A 21,411-nucleotide genomic window follows, 5' to 3' on the forward strand; every position below is an offset into this window, starting at 1 on the left:
GAGAGCCGACGCAGCACGCAATCTGGAAGCCGTCCTGACCACCGGGGCCCGAATGCTCGCCGTCGATCCGGGCGCGAGCATCGCCGCGATCGCCGCCGAGGCCGGTGTCGACCGGCGCACCGTCTACCGGCGGTTCGCGTCCCGCGAGGAACTGCTGGCGGCCATCTACGAGGCCCGGTACGACGCGGTCGAGCGGGCCGTCGAGCACGCCAGACTGCGGGAGGCCCCGGTCGCCGTGGCACTGCACCGGTACGTCGAGGAGATCATCGCCGTCAACCGCACGTGGCCCGTGGAGCTCACCCGGCTGCGGGCCGACGACGCGATCCGGGAGCGGCGCGACGCCCTGGTCCGGGAGGTGGACGACTTCCTGCGGCGGGCCACCGAGGAGGGGCTGCTCCGCGACGACCTGCCGCCGGCCTGGGCCAGTTCACTGCTGCCGCAGCTCATGCACCTGGCGGCGCAGCAACTGCCCGGACTCGGCGCGGCCCAGGCCGCCGACACGGTCGTCGACACCTTTCTGCGAGGTCTCGGGACGCGGTGATCGCCGGGGGGTTGTGGTGCGCCCGTGCGTCTGATTGGGTACCGCGCGACAGAACAGGGGTGACCGGGGTGGATCAGGCGGCACGGCAGGACGTCCACGGGGCGCTGCCCGCGGGACTCGGACAGGCGATACGGCAGACCGCCGCCGACATCACGGCCGTGCTCGACGGCGTCGCCGACACGGATGCCGCCGTACCGGGGTCGCTGTGGACGGTCGGCGAGGCGGCCGCTCATCTCGCGCTCGCCAACGAGCTGATGGCCGACCTCGCCGTGGGGCGGGACCGGCCGTACGGGAACGGCACACCGCAGAGCCTGGCGGCGGCCAACGCCGAGTCGCTGGCCGCCTTCGCGGAGCGCAGGGCGGCCCCGCTCGCGGCGATGATCACCGAGCAGGCGGAGCGCTGCGCCGACGCGCTGGCCGCAGCCGCCGACGGTCCGGCGCCGGTGACCCCGCTCGGCCCGATGGACCGGTCCGTACTCGCCTCCTATCTGCTCACCCACATGCTGGGCCACGGCTACGACCTCGCCCGTGCGGTGCGCCGCCCGCACATGATCGACGCCGAACGGGTCGCGTGGTGCGTGCCGTTCCTGCTCTCGGCGATGCCGGCCGTGGCGGACGGCACGGCCACCGCCGGCCTGACCGCCCGCTACACGATCCGGCTGCGCGGTGGCGGCGCCTTCGGCGTCACCCTGGCCGACGGTGCCGTACGGGTGACCCCGGAGCCGTCGGACCGCCCGGACTGCACGATCCTCATCGACCCGGTCGCCTTCCTGCTCATCGCCCTCGGCCGCCGCAACCCGTGGCTCGCCATCGCCCGGGGCCAGGTGCTCGCCTACGGACGCAAACCCTGGCTCGGGCCCCGCTTCCCCGCCCTCTTCGTCGCCCCCTGACACCGCCGCCGCCACACCGGCCTCGCCGCCGTCCGCCCGGGCCGGCGCCATCGAATTCCCGGTCCGCGCGGGCCGTCTCCGCCGGCCGATCCGGCGCGCTCCCCGGCGTCCCCCGTCCGGCCCAACCCCCCTCCTCCAGAAGAGGCGCGCGGGCGTGACCGGTGTGACCTTGGTGGAAGGTATGGGCGCGCCCGCGGATCCGAGGAGGCTGCATGGCGGACGGACTGGTCGACGGCAGAGCGCCCCGCACTGCCCTGGTGGAGGGCTCCGGCCGCCCCGCGCCGACCTTCGAGGCGATGAGTGCCGTCGCCGATGCCGTGCTCTACGAGGGCTACCTCCTCTACCCCTATCGGCGGTCCTCGCCGAAGAATCGTGCCCGCTGGCAGTTCGGGGTCCTCTTCCCCCGCGACTGGGTGGAGGCCGACGGGCCGGTCGGACCGGGCATGTCGGGTGCGGCCGACTCCTGGTACCAGCGGACCGAGTGCCTGCTTCGGATGCGCCGGCCGGACGCGGCCGTGCGGCTGCGGGTACGGGTGCGGTATCTGCAGCTCCAGCACAAACAGGTCGAGGACGCCGACGGGCTGCCCGTCGAGTCGCTGACCTGTGCCGACGGGACCGTGCAGCTGACCTTCGAGGAGGCGGTGGCCCGCGCGGCCGACCTCACGATCGCGCTGGACGAGGGTGAGCACCGGTTCGCGGTGAGCTCCCCGGCCGCGACCGAGACCGAGGAACTGCCCTCCGGCGATGGGCGGATCGTACGCCGCCGGGCGGAGGTGCGGGCGAGCGCCGTCCTGGAGGCCGAACGGCTCGGCGAGGGCCTCTTCCGGCTCCGGGTGCGCACTGCGAACGACGGGCATGTGGGGGATCCGCGCGCCCCGCGCGACCTGGCCCTGCGGCACGCGCTCATCGCCACCCACACCCTCCTCGGCGTCGAGGGCGCCGAGTTCGTCTCCCTGATCGACCCGGGCCGGGCCCTCCAGGAGGCCACCCGGAGCCTGCGCAACGACTTCACCTTCCCGGTGCTCGGCGGCGCTCCCCCCGCCACCGCCCCCGAGGACGGCTCGGTCTCTCCCCTGCTGCTCTCCTCGCCGATCATCCTCCCCGACCATCCGCAGGTGGCGCCGGAGAGCCCCGGTGACCTGCACGACGCCGGTGAGATCGACGAGATCCTCACCCTGCGGACCATGCTGCTCACGGACGAGGAGAAGCGGGAGGCCCGGGCCACCGACCCGCGGGCCGCCGAGATCCTCGACCGGGTCGACACCATGCCGCCGGAGGTCTTCGAGCGCCTGCACGGCGCCATCCGCTCACTCGGCCCGTCCGGCGAGGCCTCCCCGGCCTCCCCCACCGGGCGTCCGGCTTGGTGGCAGGAGGGCGGCGACGACGGGCTCTCCCCGGCCACCGACACCGTCCTGGTCGGCGGCGTGCGGGTCGGCGGCGGCAGCCCCGTGCGGCTGCGCCCGCGCGGCCGGGGCGCCGACGCGCAGGACATGTTCCTGGCCGGCCGGACCGCGACGGTGGCCGCCGTCTTCCACGACGTGGACGGCAGCACCCACCTCGCCGTCACCGTGGACGACGACCCGGCAGCCGAACTGCACGGCTGGTACGGGCGTTTCCACTACTTCCGGCCCGACGAAGTCGAGCCGCTCGGGGGCACCGACGTCCCGGACCCAGCGGCGGCTGAAGAGCCGTCCCCGGGACCCACTCCATCGGAGGCCTAGCACATGAGCACCAGCAAGAACGGCACCACGGCCGTCGTCGGCGAGGCCGGCCGGGCCGGCGAACCCCAGGGGTTCGACGAGATCACCATCCTCTGGATCTCCGAGGGCATGAGCTGCGACGGCGACACCGTCTCGGTGACCGCCGCCGACCAGCCCTCCATCGAGGACCTGGTCCTGGGCCTGATCCCGGGGATCCCGAAGGTCAACCTGGTGAACAAGGTGCTCTCGCCGAGCCTCGGCGGCGAGGACTTCCTGGCGCCCTACCGGAAGGCGGCGCGGGGCGAGCTGGAGCCGTTCATCCTCGTCATCGAGGGCTCCATCCCGAACCAGAACATCATCGAGGGTGACGGCTACTGGACCTCCTTCGGCAACGACCCGGAGACCGGTCAGCCGCAGACCCTCAACGACTGGATCGACGAACTGGCGCCCCGGGCCTGGGCGGTGGTGGCCATCGGCACCTGCGCCGCCTTCGGCGGCATCCACGCGATGGCCGGCAACCCGACCGGCGCCATGGGCCTCGCGGACTACCTCGGCTGGGACTTCAAGTCGCAGGGCGGGCTGCCGGTGGTGAACATCCCGGGCTGCCCGGTGCAGCCGGAGAACTTCATGGAGACCCTGGTCTGGGTGCTCTACCACGCCGCCGGCACCGCTCCCCCGCCGCCGCTGGACCACATGCTGCGGCCGCAGTGGCTGTTCGGCCGTACCGTCCACGAGGGCTGCGACCGAGCCGCCTACTACGAGCAGGCGACCTTCGCGACGGACTACAACTCGCCCAAGTGTCTGGTCAAGACGGGCTGCTGGGGTCCGGTCGTGAACTGCAACGTGCCCAAGCGGGGCTGGATGGCCGGCATCGGCGGCTGCCCGAACGTCGGCGGCATCTGCATCGGCTGCACCATGCCGGGCTTCCCGGACGCGTTCATGCCGTTCATGGACGAGCCGCCCGGCGGCACCCTCTCCTCGCTCGCGATCAAGCCGTACGGGGCGGTCATCCGCAGGCTGCGCGGCTTCACCAACGAGCTGGTCAACCACGAGCCGAAGTGGCGCCACAACAAGCGCAAGCTCACCAGCGGCTACGCCCCGCGCTGGCGCCCCTGACGCGCCACGGCCCGTCCCCCACCCCCCGTCCCCCCACAGCAAAGGTCAGCGAACGCCGATGACAACCGAGGCCCGGCAGAAAGGGCGCAAGCCCGCGCAGATCGTGGACATGTCCTGGGATCCGATCACCCGGATCATCGGAAACCTGGGCATCTACACGAAGATCGACTTCGCCAACCGGGAGGTGGTGGAGTGTCACAGCACCTCCTCCCTCTTCCGCGGCTACTCCGTCTTCATGAAGGGCAAGGACCCGCGCGACGCCGGGTTCATCACCTCCCGCATCTGCGGCATCTGCGGCGACAACCACACGACGTGCTCCGACTACGCCCAGCAGATGGCGTACGGCGTGAAGCCGCCGCCGCTCGCCGAGCACATCGTCAACCTCGGCGAAGCGGCCGAGTACATGTTCGACCACACGATCTTCCAGGACAACCTGGTCTTCGTGGACTTCTGCGAGCAGATGGTCAAGGCCACCAACCCGAGCGTCCTGGCCCGCGCGCAGAAGACCAACGCGCCGCGCGGCGACATCCACGGCTACCGGACCATCGCGGACATCATGAAGGCCTTCAACCCCTTCGAGGGCGAGGTCTACAAGGAGGCCCTGAAGGTCTCCCGGACCACCCGGGAGATGTTCTGCCTGATGGAGGGCCGGCACGTGCACCCCTCCACCCTCTATCCGGGCGGGGTCGGCACCATGCCGTCGCCGACCGCGTTCACCGACTACCTCAGCCGGCTGATGCACGTCATCGACTTCGTGAAGAAGGCCGTCGCCATGAACGACGACGTCTTCGACTTCTTCTACGAGGCGCTGCCCGGCTACGAGGAGGTCGGCAAGCGCCGTGTCCTGCTGGGCTGCTGGGGCGCGTGGCAGGACCCGAAGGTCGTCGACTACCGGTACGAGAACATGGACCGCTGGGGCAAGGCGATGTACGTCACGCCGGGCATCGTGGTCGACGGCGAGCTGGTCACCAACAACCTGGTCGACATCAACCTGGGCCTCAGGATCATGCTGGGCAGCTCGTTCTACGAGGACTGGGTGAACGAGGACCCGTTCGTCACCCACGACCCGCTCGGCAACCCCGTCGACATGCGCCACCCGTGGAACCAGACGACCCTCCCGGTGCCGCAGAAGCGGGACTTCGAGGGCAACTACAGCTGGGTGATGAGCCCCCGCTGGTACGACCAGCGCACCGGCGACCACCTGGCCCTGGACACCGGCGGCGGCCCGCTGGCCCGGCTCTGGTCGACCGCGCTCAGCGGCCTCGTGGACACGCCGTACATCAAGGCCACCGGCACCAGCGTGCGGATCTCGCTGCCCAAGGGGGCGAGCCTGCCGGAGACCACGCTGGAGTGGAAGATCCCGAAGTGGTCGAACACCCTCGAACGCGACCGTGCCCGGCCGTACTTCGTCGCCTACGCGGCCGCCATGGCGCTGCAGTTCCTGGACGAGGCGATGGGGCTGGTCAGGTCCGGCGACACCAAGGTGTTCGAGGACTTCGAGGTGCCGGACGAGGCGATCGGCTGCGGCTTCCACGAGGCCGTGCGCGGGGTGCTCTCGCACCACCTGGTGATCAAGGACAAGAAGATCGCCAACTACCACCCGTACCCACCGACCCCGTGGAACGCCAGCCCGCGTGACAAGTTCGGCACCCCGGGCCCGTACGAGGACGCCGTCATGGGCCAGCCGATCTTCGAGGAGAACGGCCCGGACGACTTCAAGGGCGTCGACATCATGCGCACGGTCCGCAGCTTCGACCCCTGCCTGCCGTGCGGTGTCCACATGTACACGGGCAAGGGCAAGACACTGAGCGTCACGCACTCGCCGGTGTACGGGGCGAACCATGGCTGACGGACGGCTCGACGGCCCGGCGGTCGAGTCCCGGCTGGCCCGGCTCGACGGGCTGCTGGAGAGCCTGGAGTCCGCTCCCGGACCGACCGGCGGCTCGGCCGTCGAGGCGGTACGGCTGCTGACCGAGGTCTACGGCGAGGCGCTCGCCCGCGTCCTCGACCACGCGGACGCACCGCTGGCCGAGCGGCTCGCCGGCGACGAGCTGCTCGACCACCTCATGGTCCTGCACGACATCCACCCGGACGCGCCCGAGCTCCGGGCCGCCCGCGCGGTCGAGCGGCTGCGCCCCGCCGTGCGGGACCGCGGCGGCGACGTCGAGTGGGCCGGGGTGGAGGGCGAGGTGGGCCGGGTGCGGCTGACCGCGGGCGGCGGTTGCGGCTCGGGGTGCGGCGGAGGTACCACGGAGGTGACCGACGCCGTCCGGGAGGCGGTGCTCGCCGCGGCCCCCGAGCTGGCCGACGTGCAGCCGGTGCCCGAGGCCCCGGCGCCCGCCTTCGTCCCCCTGGACTCCCTGCGCCGGCCACAGGAGGCCCGGTGACCACCCGGACACCGCCCGGCGGAGCCCTGGCCCGCCTCATCCGTTCCTCGGCCGACCGGCAGCCGGCGCCCGGGGCGGAGGCGTGCGACCTGTGCGCCGAGCCGCTGTCCGGGGACCATCCGCATCTGTACGACACCGGGCGGGCCGAGGTCCGCTGTGCCTGCCGCGCCTGCTCGGTGCTGTTCGCCGACGCCCGGCGGGGCACCGGCGCGGGCGACGGCCAGTTCCGGCTGATCCCCACCCGCCGGGTCCGCCTCCCGAAGGTCGACACCGCGGCCCTCGGGGTCCCGGTCGGCCTGGTCTTCTTCGTACCGCGTGCCGACGGCTCGGTCACCGCGGAGGGGCCGAGCCCGGCCGGGGCCATGCGCTGGGAGGTGGCGGCCGCGGCCTGGCAGCGGGCGGTCGCCGGCTGCCCGCCGCTGGCCGGCATGACCCCCGATGTCGAGGCACTGCTGGTCAACACGGTGCACGGCCTCGACCACCACTGGATCGTCCCGGTCGACGACTGCTTTCGCATGCTCGCCGTCGTCCGCCGGGAGTGGCGCGGCCTGTCCGGCGGTGGCCGGATGTGGCCGGCCGTGGAGCGTTTCTTCGAGGAGCTCACCGAGCGGCCCTGAGCCGAACGGCCTTGAGGAACGGCAGCACAGGAAGGCCCGAGGAAGGAGAACCCGATGGGCAGCATCAGGGTCGGCCGCGCCCAGGCGAGGCCCGACACGCCGTCCCACGTGCCCGGCATGCACCAGGGCAACAAGGGCCCCAACACGAAGCAGTCCGGACACCACCCGGACGGCACCGCCGACGCGCGGCGCTCGACCAACATCCGCTGGAAGCGGCACGACGTGCTGCTGGACGTGATGCCGAACATCCCGCCCGGATGACCCAGGGCGACCGAGAGCGACCCAGAGCGACAGGGAGTTTCCCCGCATGAAGATGCAACGCAAGAGAACAGGCACGGCGGCCCAGCGCGTCCTGACCGCCGAGATCGCCGTCGTGGGCGCGCTGCTGGTGGCGCTGTTCGTCACCGAGATCCCCAGCATGATGCGCGAGATGAAGATCTGGCGGATCGCCGGCGGGCTGCGCGCCGGTCACCGGTATCCGTGAGCCGGTCGTGCACGAACTGTCGATCGCGACCGCGATCGTCGAGCAGGCCGACGAATGGGCCCGGGCGGACGGCGCGGACCACGTCCGTGCGGTGACCGTCCGGGTCGGCGAACTGTCCGGGGTCGTCCCCGACGCCCTGGACTTCGCCTTCGAGGTGGCCCGCGACGGCACCGCGCTCGCCGGCGCCCGGCTGGTGGTCGAGCAGGTGACCGCGCGGGCCTGGTGCGAGCCGTGCGCCGAGGAGTTCGCCGTGGGCATGCCGCCGTTCTTCTGGTGCCCGCACTGCGACCGTCCCTCCACCGAGCTGCGCAGCGGCCGGGAACTGGAGATCACCGCGGTCGACTGACTCCGCCGGTGCCCGGGACACCCCGGGCACCGGCGGAGTCATGACCGTGCCGTCAGCAGATGCGCGGCAGCTGCTCCCCGAGCGGGAGGTCGACGACCCGGGTGCCGCCGAGTCCGGTCGCCACCACGACCATGCCGGGGTGTTCGGTCACGCATTCCCCGATCCGGGTCGCGCCGGCCCCCTGCGGATGGGCGCGCATCGCCTCCAGCACCGCGTCGGCGTCCGTCGGCGGAACGAAGGCCACGAGCCTGCCCTCGTTGGCGACGTAGAGCGGGTCCAGGCCGAGGAAGCCGCAGGCGTTGGCGACCGCGTCCGGTACCGGCAGGGCGCGCTCGGTGAGCCGTACGCCCGTTCCCGAGGCGCGGGCGATCTCGTTCAGGGAGGCGGCCAGGCCGCCGCGGGTCGGGTCGCGCAGGACGTGGACGTCGGGGGTGACGTCCAGCATGGTCGCGACCAGGTCGGCCAGCGGCGCGGTGTCGCTGGCGATCTCGACGCCGAACTCCAGCCCCTCCCGCACGCTGAGCACGGCGACGCCGTGCAGGCCGATCGGTCCGCTGACGATCACGGCGTCGCCGGGCCGGGCCCGCTGCGGCCGGATGTCGACGCGCTCGGGGACGAGCCCGACGCCGGCGGTGGTGACGTACACCCCGTCCCCGTGGCCGCTCTCGACCACCTTGGTGTCACCGGTGGCGATCGTGACACCGGCCGTCTCGGCCGCTGCGCCCATGGCCCGGGCGATGCGTTCGACGACCGCCAGCTCGACGCCCTCCTCCAGGACGAAGGCGGCGGACAGGTAGGCGGGCCGGGCGCCGCTCATCGCCAGGTCGTTGACGGTGCCGTTGACGGCGAGGTCGCCGAGGCAGCCGCCGGGGAAGAACAGCGGCCGTACGACGTAGGAGTCGGTGGAGAACGCGAGGCGGGCGCCGCCGAGGTGGAGGACGGCCGAGTCGGTCATCCCGGCGAGCAAGGCGTTGCCGTAGGCGGGGGCGAAGATCTGCTCGATCAGTTCGGCGGAGAGGGCGCCGCCTCCGCCGTGGCCCATGACCACGACCGGCTGGTCGCGGATCGGCGCCGGGCAGCTCCAGTTCGCGGGGTCGACGACGGTCTGCTCAGCCAACGGGGTTCATCTCCTCGCGCGAGAGCGCCGGTTCGGACATCCGGCGGTAGAGGTAGTAGGCGGCGCAGGCGCCCTCGCTGGAGACCATGGTGGCGCCGAGCGGGGTGCGCGGGGTACAGGTGGTGCCGAAGGCCGCGCAGTCGGTGGGTTTGATGAGCCCCTGCAGGACTTCGCCGGCGCGGCATTCGGCGGGTTCCTCGGTGCGGATGCCGGTGACGTCGAAGCGCTGCTCGGCGTCGAAGTCCCGGTAGGCCTCGCTCAGCCGCCAGCCGCTGGCGGGGATGCGGCCGATGCCGCGCCAGGAGCGGTCGGTGACCTCGAAGACCTCCTCGATCATGCGGACGGCGGCCGGGTTGCCGTCGGCGCGCACGGCGCGGGCGTAGGCGTTCTCCACCCGGTGCTCGCCGCGCTCCAGCTGGCGGACCGTGCGGCGGATGCCCTCCAGGATGTCGAGCGGTTCGAAGCCGGTGACGACGATGGGGACGCGGTGCCGTTCGGCGAGTTCGGGGTACTCGGCCGTGCCCATGACGCTGCAGACGTGCCCGGCGGCCAGGAAGGCCTGCACCCGGCAGGCGGGGGCGCTCATGATGGCGTCGATGGCCGGGGGGACCCGGACATGGGAGACCAGCAGGGTGAAGTTGGCCAGGCCGAGGCGCTTGGCCTGGTGGACGGCCATGGCGTTGGCGGGGGCGGTGGTCTCGAAGCCGATGGCGAAGAACACCACCTGCTTGTCCGGGTGGCGGCGGGCGAGCTGGAGCGCGTCGAGCGGTGAGTAGACCACGCGGACGTCACCGCCCTCGCCCTTGACCCGGAACAGGTCCCGGTCGGTGCCGGGGACGCGGAGCATGTCGCCGAACGAGCAGAAGATCACGCCGGGGCGGGCGGCGATCTCCAGTGCCTTGTCGATGCACTCCAGCGGGGTGACGCAGACCGGGCAGCCCGGCCCGTGGATCAACTCCACTTCGTCCGGCAGGAGTTGGTCGATGCCGTGCCGGATGATGGAGTGCGTCTGGCCACCGCACACCTCCATCAGGGCCCAGGGCCGGGTGGCGGTGGCCCGGATCTCGTCCAGCAGCCGGCGGGCCAGCTTGGGGTCGTTGAACTCGTCGAGGTACTTCACCGTGCCTCGCTCCCCTCGGTCTCCTGAGCCGCATGCCGGGCCGCCTGCTGCCAGGCGTCGCCGAACTCCTCCTCCAGGAGCCCCAGTTCCTCGAAGAGCTTGAGGGAGGCCAGGGCCGACTCCTCGTCAAGTCGCTGCAGGGCGAAGCCCACGTGGACGATGACGTACTCGCCGACCTCGACGTCCGACACGTATTCCAGACACGCCTGCTTCTGCACCCCGCCGAAGTCGATCAGGCCGGTGAGCGGATCGGCGGTGTGGTCGATGCTCACGACTCTGCCGGGCACTGCCAAACACATGGGTCACTCCGTCTCGTCGCTGACTGCCTTGCGTCGGTCGTCGTCGGGTCGCTGCCGGTGGGCCGCGACCACCAGTTGCCCGAGCGCCAGTCCGCCGTCGTTCGGCGGGACCTCGCCGTGCCGCAGGACCGTGAATCCGGCGCCGTGCAGCAGGTCTGCGCTCGCGTCTTCGAGGAGCGCGTTGGCGAACACGCCTCCGGTGAGGGCGACGGTGGTCACTCCGGTGGCCCGGCGTGCCCCGCGGCACAGGTCCAGGACGACCCGGGCGACCCCGCGGTGGAAGCGGGCCGCGATCACCGGCACGGGGGTGCCGCGCCGCAGGTCGGCGATGACCGCGCACAGGGCGGGGGCGGGGTCGAAGCGGTCACCGAAGGGGTACGCGGCCGTCTCCGCGCCCCAGGCCGCGCAGGCCTGCGCCTCCAGCTCCAGGGCGGCCTGGGCCTCGTACCCCGCGCGGTGGCAGACGCCGGCCAGGGACGACACGGCGTCGAAGAGGCGCCCCATGCTGGAGGTGGCCACGCAGCCGACCCCGCCCGGCAACTGCCATTCCAGCAGGCGCAGTTCCTCGAGGGAGCAGGCGGCGACACTGGGCAGGTCGGGATCCCAGGGCAGGCCGGCCGCCCACAGCCGGGCCAGTGCCGTCCGGCACGGGTTGGCGACGCCCGCGTCCCCACCGGGCAGCGGTGCCGGGGCGAGGTGGGCGAGGCGCCGGTAGCCGGTGTAGTCGGCGAGGAGCACCTCGCCGCCCCAGACGGTGCCGTCGTCGCCGTAGCCGGTGCCGTCGAAGGCGACGCCGATGACGGGTGTGGTGCCGTCGAGACCCGCCTCGGCCATGGCGGAGGCGATGTGGGCGTGGTGGTGCTGGACGAACACCGGTCTGCCGAGCGCCAGCCGGGTGGCACGGCGGCGGGCCCAGGCGGACGAGTGGTAGCCGGGGTGCCGGTCGGCGGCGACGGTTTCGGGGCGGATCCCGGTCAGCCGGCGCACGTGGCGTTCCGCCCGGACGGCCGCCTCCAGGGTGGCCAGGTCGCCCATGTCGCCGATGTGCGGCCCGAACCAGGCCAGGTCGCCCTCGCCGACGCACAGCGCGTTCTTGAGGTCGCCGCCGACCGCGAGCGCGGGCCGCACCGGGACCGGCAGGCGCAGCGGGCGCGGCGCGTATCCGCGGGAGCGGCGCAGGACCTGCTCGGTTCCGTCGGTGCGGACCCGCAGCAGCGAGTCGTCGCACGGGGAGGCGATGGGCCGGTCGTGGGCGAGCCAGGCGTCGGCCAGCCCGAACAGCCGGGTCAGCGCCTCGTCGTCGTCGGTGACGATGGGCTCGCCCGAGCGGTTGCCGCTGGTCATGACCAGGACGCGGGGGCCGGGCGGGTCGCCGGGGAGGCCGAGGAGGAGGGTGTGGACGGGCGTGTAGGGCAGCATGACGCCGAGGTGCGGGCTGCCGGGGCAGACGCCGGGCGCGAGCCCGGCGGCGGGGCGGGGGCGGAGCAGGACGATGGGGCGCCGGGGGCTGGTGAGCGCCGCCCGCTCAGCCGTCCCGACCTCGGCGATCCGCTCGGCCTCGGGGAGGTCCGCGCACATCACCGCGAACGGCTTGTCGCCGCGCGCCTTGCGGGTGCGCAGGGTGTCCACGGCCCGGGCGTCGGAGGCGTCGCAGGCCAGGTGGTAGCCGCCGACGCCCTTCACGGCGACGATCCGCCCGTCGGCGACCAGTTTCCGCGCCCGGGCGAGGGCGTCACCGTCGCGAGCGGCTTTCACGCCGCTGCCGGCGGCGGGCACCAGCCGCAGCCGGGGGCCGCACTCCGGGCAGGCCACCGGCTGGGCGTGGAAGCGGCGGTCGGCCGGGGCGTGGTACTCCCGGGTGCAGGCGGGACACAGGGGGAAGCCGGACATGGTGGTGGCCGCGCGGTCGTACGGCATACCGGTGGCGATGGTGAAGCGCGGGCCGCAGTGGGTGCAGGTGATGAAGGGGTGGCGGTGCCGGCGGTCGGCCGGATCGGCCAGTTCGCGCAGGCAGTCGGCGCAGGTCGCGGTGTCGGGCGGGAGCAGGGTGCGGCCGGGGGCGGACTGCTCGGTGGCGCGGATGGTGAAACCGGCGTCGGCCCCGGTGGCCGGTACCTCCTCGACGGCCACGGCGGTCACGGTGGCCAGCGGCGGCGCCTCCCCGGCGAGCCGCGCGCAGAACCCTTCGACGCCGGCCGCCGTGCCCTCGACCTCGATGAGGACCCCGCTCGCCGTGTTGCCGACGAAGCCGGTGAGCGCCAGGTCGGCGGCGAGGCGGTGGACGTACGGACGGAAGCCCACGCCCTGTACGGTCCCGCGCACCGTGACGCGTCTGCGGACCGCCGCCGTCGTGGTGGGCGCCGTCACGAGGCGGTGGGGGCGTGGACGTGGCCGTGCGGGTGCGGGGCGAGCGGCGGCCGGTGCGCCGGGGCGCCGTCCCGTACGGCGAGCACCCGCTCCAGGATCGTGTCGACGCCTTCCCCGGTGCGGGCGCAGGAGCGCACGATCTCCACCCCGGGGTTGACCCGCCGTACCTGTTCGGCGAAGGCGGTCTCGTCGAAGCCGGCCGGTCCGGCGAGGTCGGTCTTGGTGAGCATGACCAGGTGCGCGGAGCCGAAGGCGGTGGGGTACTTCGCGGGCTTGTCCTCGCCCTCGGTCACCGCCATCAGCACGATCCGCAGGTGCTCGCCGAGGTCGTAGGAGGCCGGACAGACCAGGTTGCCGACGTTCTCCACGAACAGCAGCGCGGTGTCCGGCGGCAGCCAGCCCTCCAGGTGGCCGCGGACCTGCCGGGCCTCCAGGTGGCACAGCCCGTCGGTGAGCAGTTGCTTCACCGGCGCTCCCGAACGGGCCAGGCGCCTCGCGTCGTTCTCGGTGGCGAGGTCGGCGGTGAAGGCGGCGACGGACACGCCCCGCTCCCCCGCCCGGGCCAGCACCCGGCCGAGCAGTTCGGTCTTGCCGCTGCCGGGGCTGGAGAGCAGGTTCACCACACCGACGCCGCGCTCGGCCAGGTCGCTGCGCAGGCTCGCGGCGAGGCCGTCGTTCCTGGCCAGGACGGCCCGGGTGACCTCCTCCGACTGACACATGAAAGCTCCGCTCCTCGGTCACCGCGCCCGGGCAGGACCGGTGGAGCGGGTGGTCCGCGTCCTGGTCCGCCGAGCGCTTCGCTGGTCATGCCGTTCGCCTGTCGCGAGCCGGTGGTGCCGGCCGCGCCCACGCGGCGGAGCCGCATGCCGGACACAGCCCCGCGCCCCTGCCGGGCGCGGTTCCGCAGCCGGCTTCACCGGGTCCGCTCAGCGATCCTCCGCGCCGGTGGCGGCTGTCGGCGGGCGACCGGCCGCGACGGGGCCCGCGGATTCCTCCGGGCGGTCCAACGCGGGTGTGACCAGGGGATCCGCGAGCAGCGCCGGGACCATGACGTGCAGGGCGGCGACGGCCCGGCCGACCGCGTCCCGGACGGGTGCGCTCAGCCCGGGTGCGATGTCCTCGTCGCCGCGCGGCAGCTCCCCGGGCTCGCAGGCGAGGACGAGGACGCGGGGCAGGGCGTCCTCGCCGAGGTGGGCGGCGAGGGCGAGGACCTTCGCCGGGTCCATGCCGTGCGCCTCGGGCGGGGCCGCCGGGCGGCCGACGGGCAGTTCCGGCTCGACGAGGGTGAGAGTGCCGGGGCGTTCGCCGCGGGTCGCCGCGTCCACGAGCACGGCCACCGGCCAGCCGTCGAGCAGTTCGTAGGCGAGGTCCATGCCCCGGATGCCGTAGTCCCGGACGTGCGCCTCGGGCGGCAGCGGGCGCTGCTCCAGGGCGCGGATCACCTCCGGGCCGAAGGCGTCGTCGCCGAGGAAGATGTTGCCGACGCCCGCCACCAGCAGCCGCGTCACCGGACACCGCCCGGAACCTTGCGCACGAAGTCGGAGCGCAGCGAGTGGTAGGCGGCGTCCGGGTCGAAGAACAGGGCGTGCATCCGGGCGAGTTCGTCCCTCCGGTACGCGGCGAGCGGCCGTTCTTCCTCGTCGGCCCGGCGCGCCGCGGCCTTGGCGGCGATCCGGCGGTCGAGCTCCGCGGTGCCCGCGAGCTCGGCCGCCAGTCGCTCGACCTCGGCGGTGAAGCCCTGCGCGGGGACCGGCAGCAGCCCGTCGACGAGCCCGATCCGGGCGGCGGTCGCGGCGCTCACCGGCTGGGCCTCCTCCGTCAGCCGCCGGGCGGTGTCGGCGCCGACGCGGCGGGGCAGCGAGTACGTCCAGAACTCCGAGCCGTACAGGCCCATCCGCCGGTAGTGCGGGTTGAGGACGGCACCGGCCCTGCACCAGACCTCGTCGGCGGCGAGGGCGAGCATGGCGCCGCCGGCCGCCGCGTTGCCGCCGAGCGCGGCCACGACGAGCCGGTCGGTGGTCCGCAGCACGGCCTCGACCAGGTCGTCCATCGCGTCCAGGTTGGTCCGGGACTCCTCGGCGGGATCCGGGGCGGCCTCGATCACGTTGAGGTGGATGCCGTTGGAGAAGAAGTCGCGCCGGCCGCCGAGTACCAGGACCCGGGTGGGCCGGGCGAGGGCGTAGCGGTAGGCGGTGAGCAGGCGCCGGCAGTGGTCGGTGCTCATCGCGCCGCCGGGGAAGGAGAAGCTGACGAGGCCGACGTCGCCGTGCTGCCGGTAGCGGATGTCGGTCCAGGTGCGGCGGTCCGGGGGCAGTTCCAGCGGGGCGGGGCTCTCGGGGAGGTCCGGGGCGGCGAGGACGTCGGTGGCGGGGCGGCGGAAGGGGGCCCGGTCGCCGGAGTTCCGGCGCGGGCGCAGCTCGGGGATCCAGACGGCGCCGTCGCGGGTGGCCCGGCAGACCGCGCCCGCCCGGGTGGCCAGCAACCGGCCCGGTTCGCCGCGCAGTTCGTCCTCCGGGTGGCCGCCGTGCAGGAACACCTCACGACCGCGGAGTTCGTCCAGCACTCCCGGCTGCGAGTCGGCCCCGCGCAGCTTGCGCAGCACCGTGGCGGTGTCGTCGGCCGCCCAGTCGATCCGCCGCCGCTCCTGCCGGAAGACGTCCCGCCAGACGACCTTGCCGCGGATCGCGGGATCGCTCTGCGGCCGCGGCTTGTACGAGCCGTCCGCGTACCGTCGTACGGCCCGGTGGACGGCGGTGAGGGCGGCGTCGGCGACCTCGTTGCGGTAGAGGTCGCTCTTGCCGACCGGTGCCACCGGGAAGGCCTCGCTCGCCCAGACCGCGCCCGCGTCCATGGCCGCCTCGGCCCGGAGCACGGTCACCCCCCACTCGGCCGCCTGTTCGGCGAGAGCCCAGTCGAGGGAGGAGGGGCCCCGGTCGCCGAGCGGTCCCGGATGGACGATCAGGCAGGTGTGCCGCTGCCAGACGTCCTCCGGGAGTGCCGTCTTGAGCATCGGCGCCACGATCAGCTCCGGGCACCGGTCCCGTACGGCGCGGCGGACGGCGTCGGGGCCCTGGCCGGCCAGGACGACGTCCACCCGGTGGCCGAGGTCGGACAGTTCGGCGTAGACCCGCTGGGACAGGCTGTTGAACGCGCTTGCGACGAGCAGAATGTCCATGGTGCGGCATATTCGCCGCTTCAGCGGCTCCCGGAAAGGACCCGCGCGGCGTTTCGCCCGCCGTCCTGCGCCGCACGCTCCTGCGCGGGCCGTCCCGGACGCTCCTGCCGCGCCCGGAACGCCCACTCCATCCCGGGCTCCATCACCCACCGGAAGACGCGGCGCACCGGCGGCGTGCACAGCAGGGTCACCACCACGGCGGCCACGACGGTGACGGTCACCGCGCCCAGCGGGCCGTGCATCCAGGCCGGGTCGTACCAGTGGGCGGGCCCGGCGCTCTGCGCGACGAAGCCGTGCAGCAGGTAGCCGTAGAGGGTGCCCGCGCCGAGGGCGGTGAACCAGGTGCGGCGGCCGGGGACCCAGGCGAGGAAGCAGGCGGCCAGTACCAGGGAGCAGCCGAAGGTGGCGAGGGTCATGACGGGCCCGTACCAGGCGGGCACGCCGAGCTGTTCGGCGCTGTCGCGGTGGAAGAACCAGCGGTAGCCCAGGTGCGGCACCGACCAGTACGCCACGGCGAGGGCGCAGCAGACGACGGGCACGGCGCACAGCCGCACGCTCCAGCGGCGCACCAGGCTGAAGTGCTCCGGCCGCAGGTTCAGGCCGAGCACGAAGTACGGCAGGAACTGCAGCACCCGTTGCAGGTCGAGGTCGGTGCCGATGGACGACGACAGGCTCGCGAGCATCGCCGTGGCGAGCGCGACGGGCAGCGGCCACCGCAGCTGCCGCCAGATCGGCGTGGTCAGCCGCCAGATGAACAGGGCCGCCAGGAACCAGGTCAGGTACAGCGGGTTCAGCAGGCTGATCTCGCGGTCCGGCGCGTGGTCGCTCCAGCGGGTGAAGAGGGTGTAGGCGACCTCGAACACCACGTACGGCACGGCGACCGAGGTGACCAGCCGCCTGATCCGGGCCGGGCTCGCGTCGAAGCTGCGGGAGAAGTACCCGGAGATGACGATGAACGCCGGCATGTGGAAGGCGTACACGAACGTGTAGAGCGCGGTGACGGTACGGCTGTCCGGGCGCAGCGGCTCCCAGGCGTGCCCGACGGCCACGAGCACGATCGCCAGGTACTTCGCGTTGTCGAAGTAGGCGTCCCGGCGTGCCGCCGGGGGGCCGCTGCGGGCGGCCGGGGCCGGGCGGGGCGGCGGGACCGATGTGCGGTCCGCAATGGGCTCGGGGGACGTGTCGGCGGGCGACGACGTGACGGCCGAGGTTGCTGATTCGCGGGAGCCGGACAGACCGGAACACCTCTCATGGGGCATGCGCTTCGGGGAGCGGCGGGGACGGGGCGGTACTCCGGTCACGCTGCTCTCCGCATTCCGCCGGGGTAAACCCGTCGTGGTGTTCGGGCGTCGGAGCGGCGAACACGGACCGTCCGCCGGGCCCGGGGCACGAAGATGGGTGGCGCCCGTGCCGACCGATCCCTCTTTGGAGCGTGCCGCGTGACGCCGTCGGATGGTGTCTCCGAACGATTCGGGGAACTGCTGGACACCCGCCCGGAGATCCTGCGGGAGGCCGCGGAGGACTTCGGCCACCTGGTGTGCGCACCGCCGCTGGGCGTGCTGCGGCCCCGGTCGGCGGCCGGGGTCGGGGACGCGCTGGCACTTGCCGGGCCGCGCGGGATCCCGGTGGCGGCGCGGGCCGGCGGTCATTCGATGTACGGCCAGGGGCAGGCGCCGGGCGGGATCGTCCTGGACCTGCGTGAGCTGGGCGCGGTCGGTCCGGTGAGCGGGGACCGGGTCGAGGTGCAGGCGGGTGCGCTGTGGCGGGACGTGCTCGCGGCGACCCTGCCGTACGGGCTCACGCCGCCCGTACTCACCGACTACCTCGGTGCCGGCGTCGGCGGTGTGCTGAGCGTCGGCGGGCTGGGCGGCGCGAGTCACCGGCACGGCCTGGTCGCGGACTCGGTGCTGGAGCTGGAGGTGGTGACCGGCGCCGGGGAGCACCTGGTCTGTTCGCCGGAACGGCACGGCGCCCTTTTCCACGCGGTCCTGGCCGGGCTGGGACAGGTGGCCGTCATCGTCCGGGCCACCCTGCGCCTGGTGCCCGCGCCCGGCCTGGTCCGCCGCTACTGCCTGTACTACCCCGGCCTCGGTACCTACCTGGCCGACCAGCGCCTGCTGGCGACGGACCGGCGCTTCGCCTACCTCGAAGGCCAGGCCCGCCCCGCCGAGGACACCGCCGACGGCTGGACGTACATGGTGGAGGCGGTGGCCGCCCACGAAGGAGCGGCTCCGCCCGACGACCGGGCCCTCCTCGATGGCCTCTCCTTCGCCGTGTGCGAGAGCACGGACCTCCCGTACGCCGAGTTCGCCGACCGGGTCGCCGTCGACGAGGAGGTCCTGCGCGCGACCGGCGAGTGGCTGCACCCGCACCCCTGGCTGAACCTGCTGCTCCCCGAGGACACCGCCGCGTCCGTCGTGACCGACGTCCTCGCCGGCCCCGGCTTCCGGGACCTGCGCGACAACGGCCTGGTCCTGCTCTACCCCCTCCTCAGCAGCACCCTGCGGGCCCCGCTGTTCCGCCGCCCGCCCGGTGAGGTCGTCCACCTCCTCGCCCTGCTGCGCACCGCCGCCCCGGGCACGGCCGGCCCGATGGTGGCCGCCAACCGCACGGCGTACGAGTACGCGCGGGCGAAGGGCGCGGTCGCCTACCCGGCCAACGCGCTGCCGATGTCCCCAGCGGACTGGCGGGAGCACTACGGCAGCCGGTGGAGCACTCTCGCCGAGGCGAAGAGCCGACACGACCCGCACGGCATCCTGGGCCGGGGGCACGGCATGGGCTGGTGAACGGCGTCGCGGAGATTTCGGCGCACCGGGGTGTCGATCCCGCCGGGTGCCGTTCGTCGGTGGGGTGCAGGAAGCTTTCGAGGACCGGGAGGAACGATGAAGTACATGCTGCTGGTCTGCGGTGACGACACCGCTGACGCGTCCGGGATGGCACCGGTCGAACCCTGGGTGGAGGAGCACGGGGTCCGGAGCGGGGCCCGGTTGTACGGCCACCGGCTGGAGCTGCCGGACCGGGCCGTCACCGTGCGGGTGCGGGACGGCGAGGTGCTGCGGACCGACGGGCCGTTCGCGGAGACCAAGGAGTACGTGGCCGGGTTCGACGTCGTCGACTGCGGCAGCCTGGAGGAAGCCGTACGGATCGCCGCCGCACACCCCGTGGCCACCATCGGGGCCATGGAGGTGCGCCCGTTCTGGGACGAGGGGCTCATGGAGGACGCGGAGACGGCCGTCCGCCGTCTCGACGCCGAACTGACGGCGGCCGTCCACGACCGGGACGTCGACCGTATGACGGCCTGCTACGCGCCCGACGCGGAGGTCTTCGGGCCGGCCGGTACACAGGCGCACACGGGAATCGGCGCGCTGCGCAAGGCGGCCGAGGCGTGGTTGGCGACGCTGACCGGGCCGGTCCACCGCGAGGTGCTCGAACTCCGGGTGCGGCCCGGGGAGGGCAGCACCTTCAGCCACGCCCTGGTCCGCATCCAGGGCACCCGGGTGACCGGGGAGCCCCTGGACCGGGTGGTGCGTGCGACCACCGGCTACCGGGACACCGGTTTCGGCTGGCTGATCGCCCATGAACACGTCTCGGTGCCCCTGGAGGCGAAGCGGTCATGAAGTACGTCATGTTCATCTGCACGCCCGTCGGCGGTGAGGAGCTGAGCCCCGCCGAGATCGCCGAGGACCCGCGCTTCACCTCGTACATCCAGGAGGTGCGCGGCCGTGACGTCGTCAGGGGCGGTGCCCGGCTGCGGCCCGGCGCCGACGCGACCACCGTCCGGGTCCAGGGTGACGAGGTACTGCTGAGCGACGGGCCGTTCGCCGAGACCAAGGAGTACATCGCGGGCTTCGACGTCATCGAGGTCGCCGACCTCGACGAGGCGATCGCGCTGGCTTCGCGGCACCCCGCGGCGCTGGCCGGCGGCTCGGTGGAGATCCGGCCGGTCTGGGAGTGAGCACCACGGACGAGGTCGAGGCGGCCGTCGCGGCCGCGTTCCGCGAGGAGTGGGCCCAGGTCGTCGCCACCCTGATCCGGGTGACCGGCGACTGGGACCTCGCGGAGGAGTGCGCGCAGGACGCCTTCGCCCAGGCGCTGGGACGGTGGCGGCGCGACGGAGTGCCGGGCCGCCCCGGCGCCTGGCTGACCACGACCGCCCGCAACCGCGCCCTTGACGTGTTGCGCCGGGAGGCGGTGGGGGCCAGGAAGCTGCGGGAGGCGGCGGTGGCGGCACGGGACGAGGAGCCGTACGACCCGTTCGATCCGTACGACCCGTTCGGCGAGGGTGACGGCAGCGGCGTGGCGGACGACCGGCTGCGGCTGGTCTTCACCTGCTGCCACCCGGCGCTGCCGATCGAGGCCCGGGTCGCGCTGACCCTGCGCACCCTCGCCGGACTGACCACGGCCGAGATCGCGCGCGCCTTCCTCGTCCCCGAGGCGACGATGGCGCAGCGGCTGGTGCGGGCCAAGCGGAAGATCCGCAACGCCGGCATCCCGTACCGGGTGCCGCCCGCACACCTGCTGCCCGAGCGCACCACGGGCGTGCTCGGCGTGCTGTACCTGCTGTTCAACGAGGGGTACGCGGCCACGGCCGGCGCCGACCTGCTGCGGACCGGCCTGTGCGCCGAGGCGATCCGGCTGGCCCGGCTGCTCGCCCGCCTGATGCCCGACGAACCGGAGGTCGCCGGGCTGCTCGCGCTTCTGCTGCTGCACGACGCCCGCCGGGCCACCCGGGTGGACGCGGCCGGCGACCTGGTCACCCTGGAGGACCAGGACCGCACGGCCTGGGACCGCGCCGAGATCGACGAGGGCGCCGCGCTCCTGGAAGGCGCACTGCGCCGGGGGCGGCCCGGCCCCTACCAGATCCAGGCCGCCGTCGCCGCCTGCCACGCCACCGCACCGACCGCCGCCGACACCGACTGGGCCGACATCGCCGGCCTCTACGGCGAACTCGAGCGGTACGTTCCCTCGCCCGTGGTCCGGCTGAACCGCGCGGTCGCCGTGGGCATGGCCGAGGGCGGGGAGGCGGGGCTCGCCCTGGTGGCGGAGCTGGCGGCGGAGGGCGAGCTGACGGGCTATCACCTGCTGCCGGCGACCCGTGCCGACCTGCTGCGCCGCCTGGGGCGTACCCGGGAGGCGGCCGAGTCGTACGCACGGGCGCTGGAGTTGGCGGAGAACGCGGCGGAGCGCAGGTTCCTGGCGAAGCGCCTCGCGCAGTGCCGGTCGGCGTAGGCATCCGGGGGTTCGCCCGAGGT

22 protein-coding genes are annotated in these 21,411 nt (G+C 73.7%); 14 read left to right on the forward strand and 8 right to left on the reverse strand.

Annotated features, from left to right (window positions below):
* Positions 1-52 precede the first annotated feature (52 nt).
* The 10 genes from JF597_RS06855 to hypA all read left to right on the forward strand — a co-directional run bounded on the left by JF597_RS06855 (position 53) and on the right by hypA (position 8,081).
* The gene (locus JF597_RS06855; protein WP_293990767.1) at positions 53-541 is read left to right on the forward strand and encodes a TetR family transcriptional regulator; all 489 of its coding nucleotides are present in this window, start codon (positions 53-55) and stop codon (positions 539-541) included.
* 68 nt (positions 542-609) lie between these two features.
* Entirely contained in the window at positions 610-1,431 is an 822-nt protein-coding gene (locus JF597_RS06860) for a maleylpyruvate isomerase family mycothiol-dependent enzyme (RefSeq protein ID WP_293990769.1), read from the forward strand.
* A gap of 296 nt (positions 1,432-1,727) precedes the next feature.
* Positions 1,728-3,152: a hypothetical protein gene (locus JF597_RS06865; protein ID WP_293990771.1), complete on the forward strand. Its 1,425-nt coding sequence runs from the start codon at positions 1,728-1,730 to the stop codon at positions 3,150-3,152.
* A gap of 3 nt (positions 3,153-3,155) precedes the next feature.
* The gene (locus tag JF597_RS06870) at positions 3,156-4,247 is read left to right on the forward strand and encodes a hydrogenase expression protein HypE (protein ID WP_293990631.1); all 1,092 of its coding nucleotides are present in this window, start codon (positions 3,156-3,158) and stop codon (positions 4,245-4,247) included.
* A 58-nt stretch (positions 4,248-4,305) separates the two neighbouring features.
* A complete protein-coding gene (locus JF597_RS06875) occupies positions 4,306-6,096 on the forward strand; it encodes a nickel-dependent hydrogenase large subunit (protein ID WP_293990633.1) in 1,791 nt (596 codons plus the stop codon).
* Positions 6,089-6,634, forward strand: a complete 546-nt coding sequence (locus JF597_RS06880) for a NifU family protein (protein ID WP_293990634.1) — start codon at positions 6,089-6,091, stop codon at positions 6,632-6,634. The genes JF597_RS06875 and JF597_RS06880 overlap by 8 nt, the downstream gene beginning before the upstream one ends.
* A complete protein-coding gene (locus tag JF597_RS06885) occupies positions 6,631-7,251 on the forward strand; it encodes a DUF5947 family protein (protein ID WP_293990636.1) in 621 nt (206 codons plus the stop codon). Before JF597_RS06880 ends, JF597_RS06885 begins: the two co-directional genes overlap by 4 nt.
* Positions 7,252-7,305: 54 nt before the next feature.
* Positions 7,306-7,512, forward strand: a complete 207-nt coding sequence (locus tag JF597_RS06890; RefSeq protein WP_293990638.1) for a hypothetical protein — start codon at positions 7,306-7,308, stop codon at positions 7,510-7,512.
* A 46-nt stretch (positions 7,513-7,558) separates the two neighbouring features.
* Positions 7,559-7,735 carry a hypothetical protein gene (locus JF597_RS06895; protein ID WP_293990640.1) on the forward strand — a complete coding sequence of 59 codons (177 nt, stop codon included), beginning with the start codon at positions 7,559-7,561 and terminating at the stop codon, positions 7,733-7,735.
* Positions 7,736-7,742: 7 nt separating this feature from the next.
* Entirely contained in the window at positions 7,743-8,081 is a 339-nt protein-coding gene (gene hypA, locus JF597_RS06900) for a hydrogenase maturation nickel metallochaperone HypA (RefSeq protein WP_293990642.1), read from the forward strand.
* A gap of 52 nt (positions 8,082-8,133) precedes the next feature.
* Here the strand turns inward: hypA and hypE are convergent, their stop codons facing one another.
* From hypE to JF597_RS06940, 8 genes are all read right to left on the reverse strand, one after another.
* The gene (hypE, locus tag JF597_RS06905) at positions 8,134-9,123 is read right to left on the reverse strand and encodes a hydrogenase expression/formation protein HypE (RefSeq protein ID WP_293990773.1); all 990 of its coding nucleotides are present in this window, start codon (positions 9,121-9,123) and stop codon (positions 8,134-8,136) included.
* A 67-nt stretch (positions 9,124-9,190) separates the two neighbouring features.
* On the reverse strand, positions 9,191-10,318 hold the full coding sequence (gene hypD, locus JF597_RS06910) for a hydrogenase formation protein HypD (protein ID WP_293990644.1): 1,128 nt from the start codon (positions 10,316-10,318) through the stop codon (positions 9,191-9,193).
* On the reverse strand, positions 10,315-10,617 hold the full coding sequence (locus JF597_RS06915; RefSeq protein ID WP_293990646.1) for a HypC/HybG/HupF family hydrogenase formation chaperone: 303 nt from the start codon (positions 10,615-10,617) through the stop codon (positions 10,315-10,317). The genes hypD and JF597_RS06915 overlap by 4 nt, the downstream gene beginning before the upstream one ends.
* Before the next feature lie 3 nt (positions 10,618-10,620).
* Entirely contained in the window at positions 10,621-12,984 is a 2,364-nt protein-coding gene (hypF, locus tag JF597_RS06920; protein ID WP_293990648.1) for a carbamoyltransferase HypF, read from the reverse strand.
* Positions 12,981-13,703, reverse strand: coding sequence for a hydrogenase nickel incorporation protein HypB (hypB, locus tag JF597_RS06925; protein ID WP_293990650.1), 723 nt, complete (start codon positions 13,701-13,703; stop codon positions 12,981-12,983). Before hypB ends, hypF begins: the two co-directional genes overlap by 4 nt.
* Positions 13,704-13,910: 207 nt before the next feature.
* Entirely contained in the window at positions 13,911-14,492 is a 582-nt protein-coding gene (locus tag JF597_RS06930) for a hydrogenase maturation protease (RefSeq protein ID WP_293990652.1), read from the reverse strand.
* On the reverse strand, positions 14,489-16,159 hold the full coding sequence (locus tag JF597_RS06935) for an enoyl-CoA hydratase-related protein (protein WP_293990654.1): 1,671 nt from the start codon (positions 16,157-16,159) through the stop codon (positions 14,489-14,491). The genes JF597_RS06930 and JF597_RS06935 overlap by 4 nt, the downstream gene beginning before the upstream one ends.
* A 20-nt stretch (positions 16,160-16,179) precedes the next feature.
* Positions 16,180-17,460 carry an acyltransferase family protein gene (locus JF597_RS06940; protein ID WP_293990656.1) on the reverse strand — a complete coding sequence of 427 codons (1,281 nt, stop codon included), beginning with the start codon at positions 17,458-17,460 and terminating at the stop codon, positions 16,180-16,182.
* Positions 17,461-17,598: 138 nt separating this feature from the next.
* Between JF597_RS06940 and JF597_RS06945 the strand changes: the two genes are divergently transcribed.
* The 4 genes from JF597_RS06945 to JF597_RS06960 all read left to right on the forward strand — a co-directional run bounded on the left by JF597_RS06945 (position 17,599) and on the right by JF597_RS06960 (position 21,388).
* Entirely contained in the window at positions 17,599-18,945 is a 1,347-nt protein-coding gene (locus tag JF597_RS06945) for an FAD-binding protein (protein ID WP_293990658.1), read from the forward strand.
* Positions 18,946-19,041: 96 nt separating this feature from the next.
* Positions 19,042-19,776 carry a nuclear transport factor 2 family protein gene (locus tag JF597_RS06950; RefSeq protein ID WP_293990660.1) on the forward strand — a complete coding sequence of 245 codons (735 nt, stop codon included), beginning with the start codon at positions 19,042-19,044 and terminating at the stop codon, positions 19,774-19,776.
* Positions 19,773-20,114: a YciI family protein gene (locus JF597_RS06955; protein WP_293990662.1), complete on the forward strand. Its 342-nt coding sequence runs from the start codon at positions 19,773-19,775 to the stop codon at positions 20,112-20,114. The genes JF597_RS06950 and JF597_RS06955 overlap by 4 nt, the downstream gene beginning before the upstream one ends.
* Positions 20,111-21,388 (forward strand): RNA polymerase sigma factor, encoded by a 1,278-nt coding sequence (locus tag JF597_RS06960; RefSeq protein ID WP_293990664.1) that lies wholly within the window; start codon positions 20,111-20,113, stop codon positions 21,386-21,388. The genes JF597_RS06955 and JF597_RS06960 overlap by 4 nt, the downstream gene beginning before the upstream one ends.
* Positions 21,389-21,411 lie beyond the last annotated feature (23 nt).

The sequence above is a fragment of the Streptomyces sp. genome (assembly GCF_019510245.1).
GTDB lineage: Bacteria > Actinomycetota > Actinomycetes > Streptomycetales > Streptomycetaceae > Streptomyces.

Excerpts from the sequence above, each read along its gene's own strand:
- JF597_RS06950 (WP_293990660.1), top strand. The coding sequence starts at position 19,042 with ATGAAGTACATGCTGCTGGTCTGCGGTGACGACACCGCTGACGCGTCC.
- JF597_RS06875 (WP_293990633.1), top strand. The coding sequence starts at position 4,306 with ATGACAACCGAGGCCCGGCAGAAAGGGCGCAAGCCCGCGCAGATCGTG.
- JF597_RS06855 (WP_293990767.1), top strand. The coding sequence starts at position 53 with ATGCTCGCCGTCGATCCGGGCGCGAGCATCGCCGCGATCGCCGCCGAG.
- JF597_RS06955 (WP_293990662.1), top strand. The coding sequence starts at position 19,773 with ATGAAGTACGTCATGTTCATCTGCACGCCCGTCGGCGGTGAGGAGCTG.
- JF597_RS06915 (WP_293990646.1), bottom strand. The coding sequence starts at position 10,617 with ATGTGTTTGGCAGTGCCCGGCAGAGTCGTGAGCATCGACCACACCGCC.
- JF597_RS06865 (WP_293990771.1), top strand. The coding sequence starts at position 1,728 with ATGAGTGCCGTCGCCGATGCCGTGCTCTACGAGGGCTACCTCCTCTAC.
- JF597_RS06895 (WP_293990640.1), top strand. The coding sequence starts at position 7,559 with ATGAAGATGCAACGCAAGAGAACAGGCACGGCGGCCCAGCGCGTCCTG.
- JF597_RS06935 (WP_293990654.1), bottom strand. The coding sequence starts at position 16,159 with ATGGACATTCTGCTCGTCGCAAGCGCGTTCAACAGCCTGTCCCAGCGG.
- JF597_RS06890 (WP_293990638.1), top strand. The coding sequence starts at position 7,306 with ATGGGCAGCATCAGGGTCGGCCGCGCCCAGGCGAGGCCCGACACGCCG.
- hypB (WP_293990650.1), bottom strand. The coding sequence starts at position 13,703 with ATGTGTCAGTCGGAGGAGGTCACCCGGGCCGTCCTGGCCAGGAACGAC.
- JF597_RS06870 (WP_293990631.1), top strand. The coding sequence starts at position 3,156 with ATGAGCACCAGCAAGAACGGCACCACGGCCGTCGTCGGCGAGGCCGGC.
- hypE (WP_293990773.1), bottom strand. The coding sequence starts at position 9,123 with ATGGGCCACGGCGGAGGCGGCGCCCTCTCCGCCGAACTGATCGAGCAG.
- JF597_RS06880 (WP_293990634.1), top strand. The coding sequence starts at position 6,089 with ATGGCTGACGGACGGCTCGACGGCCCGGCGGTCGAGTCCCGGCTGGCC.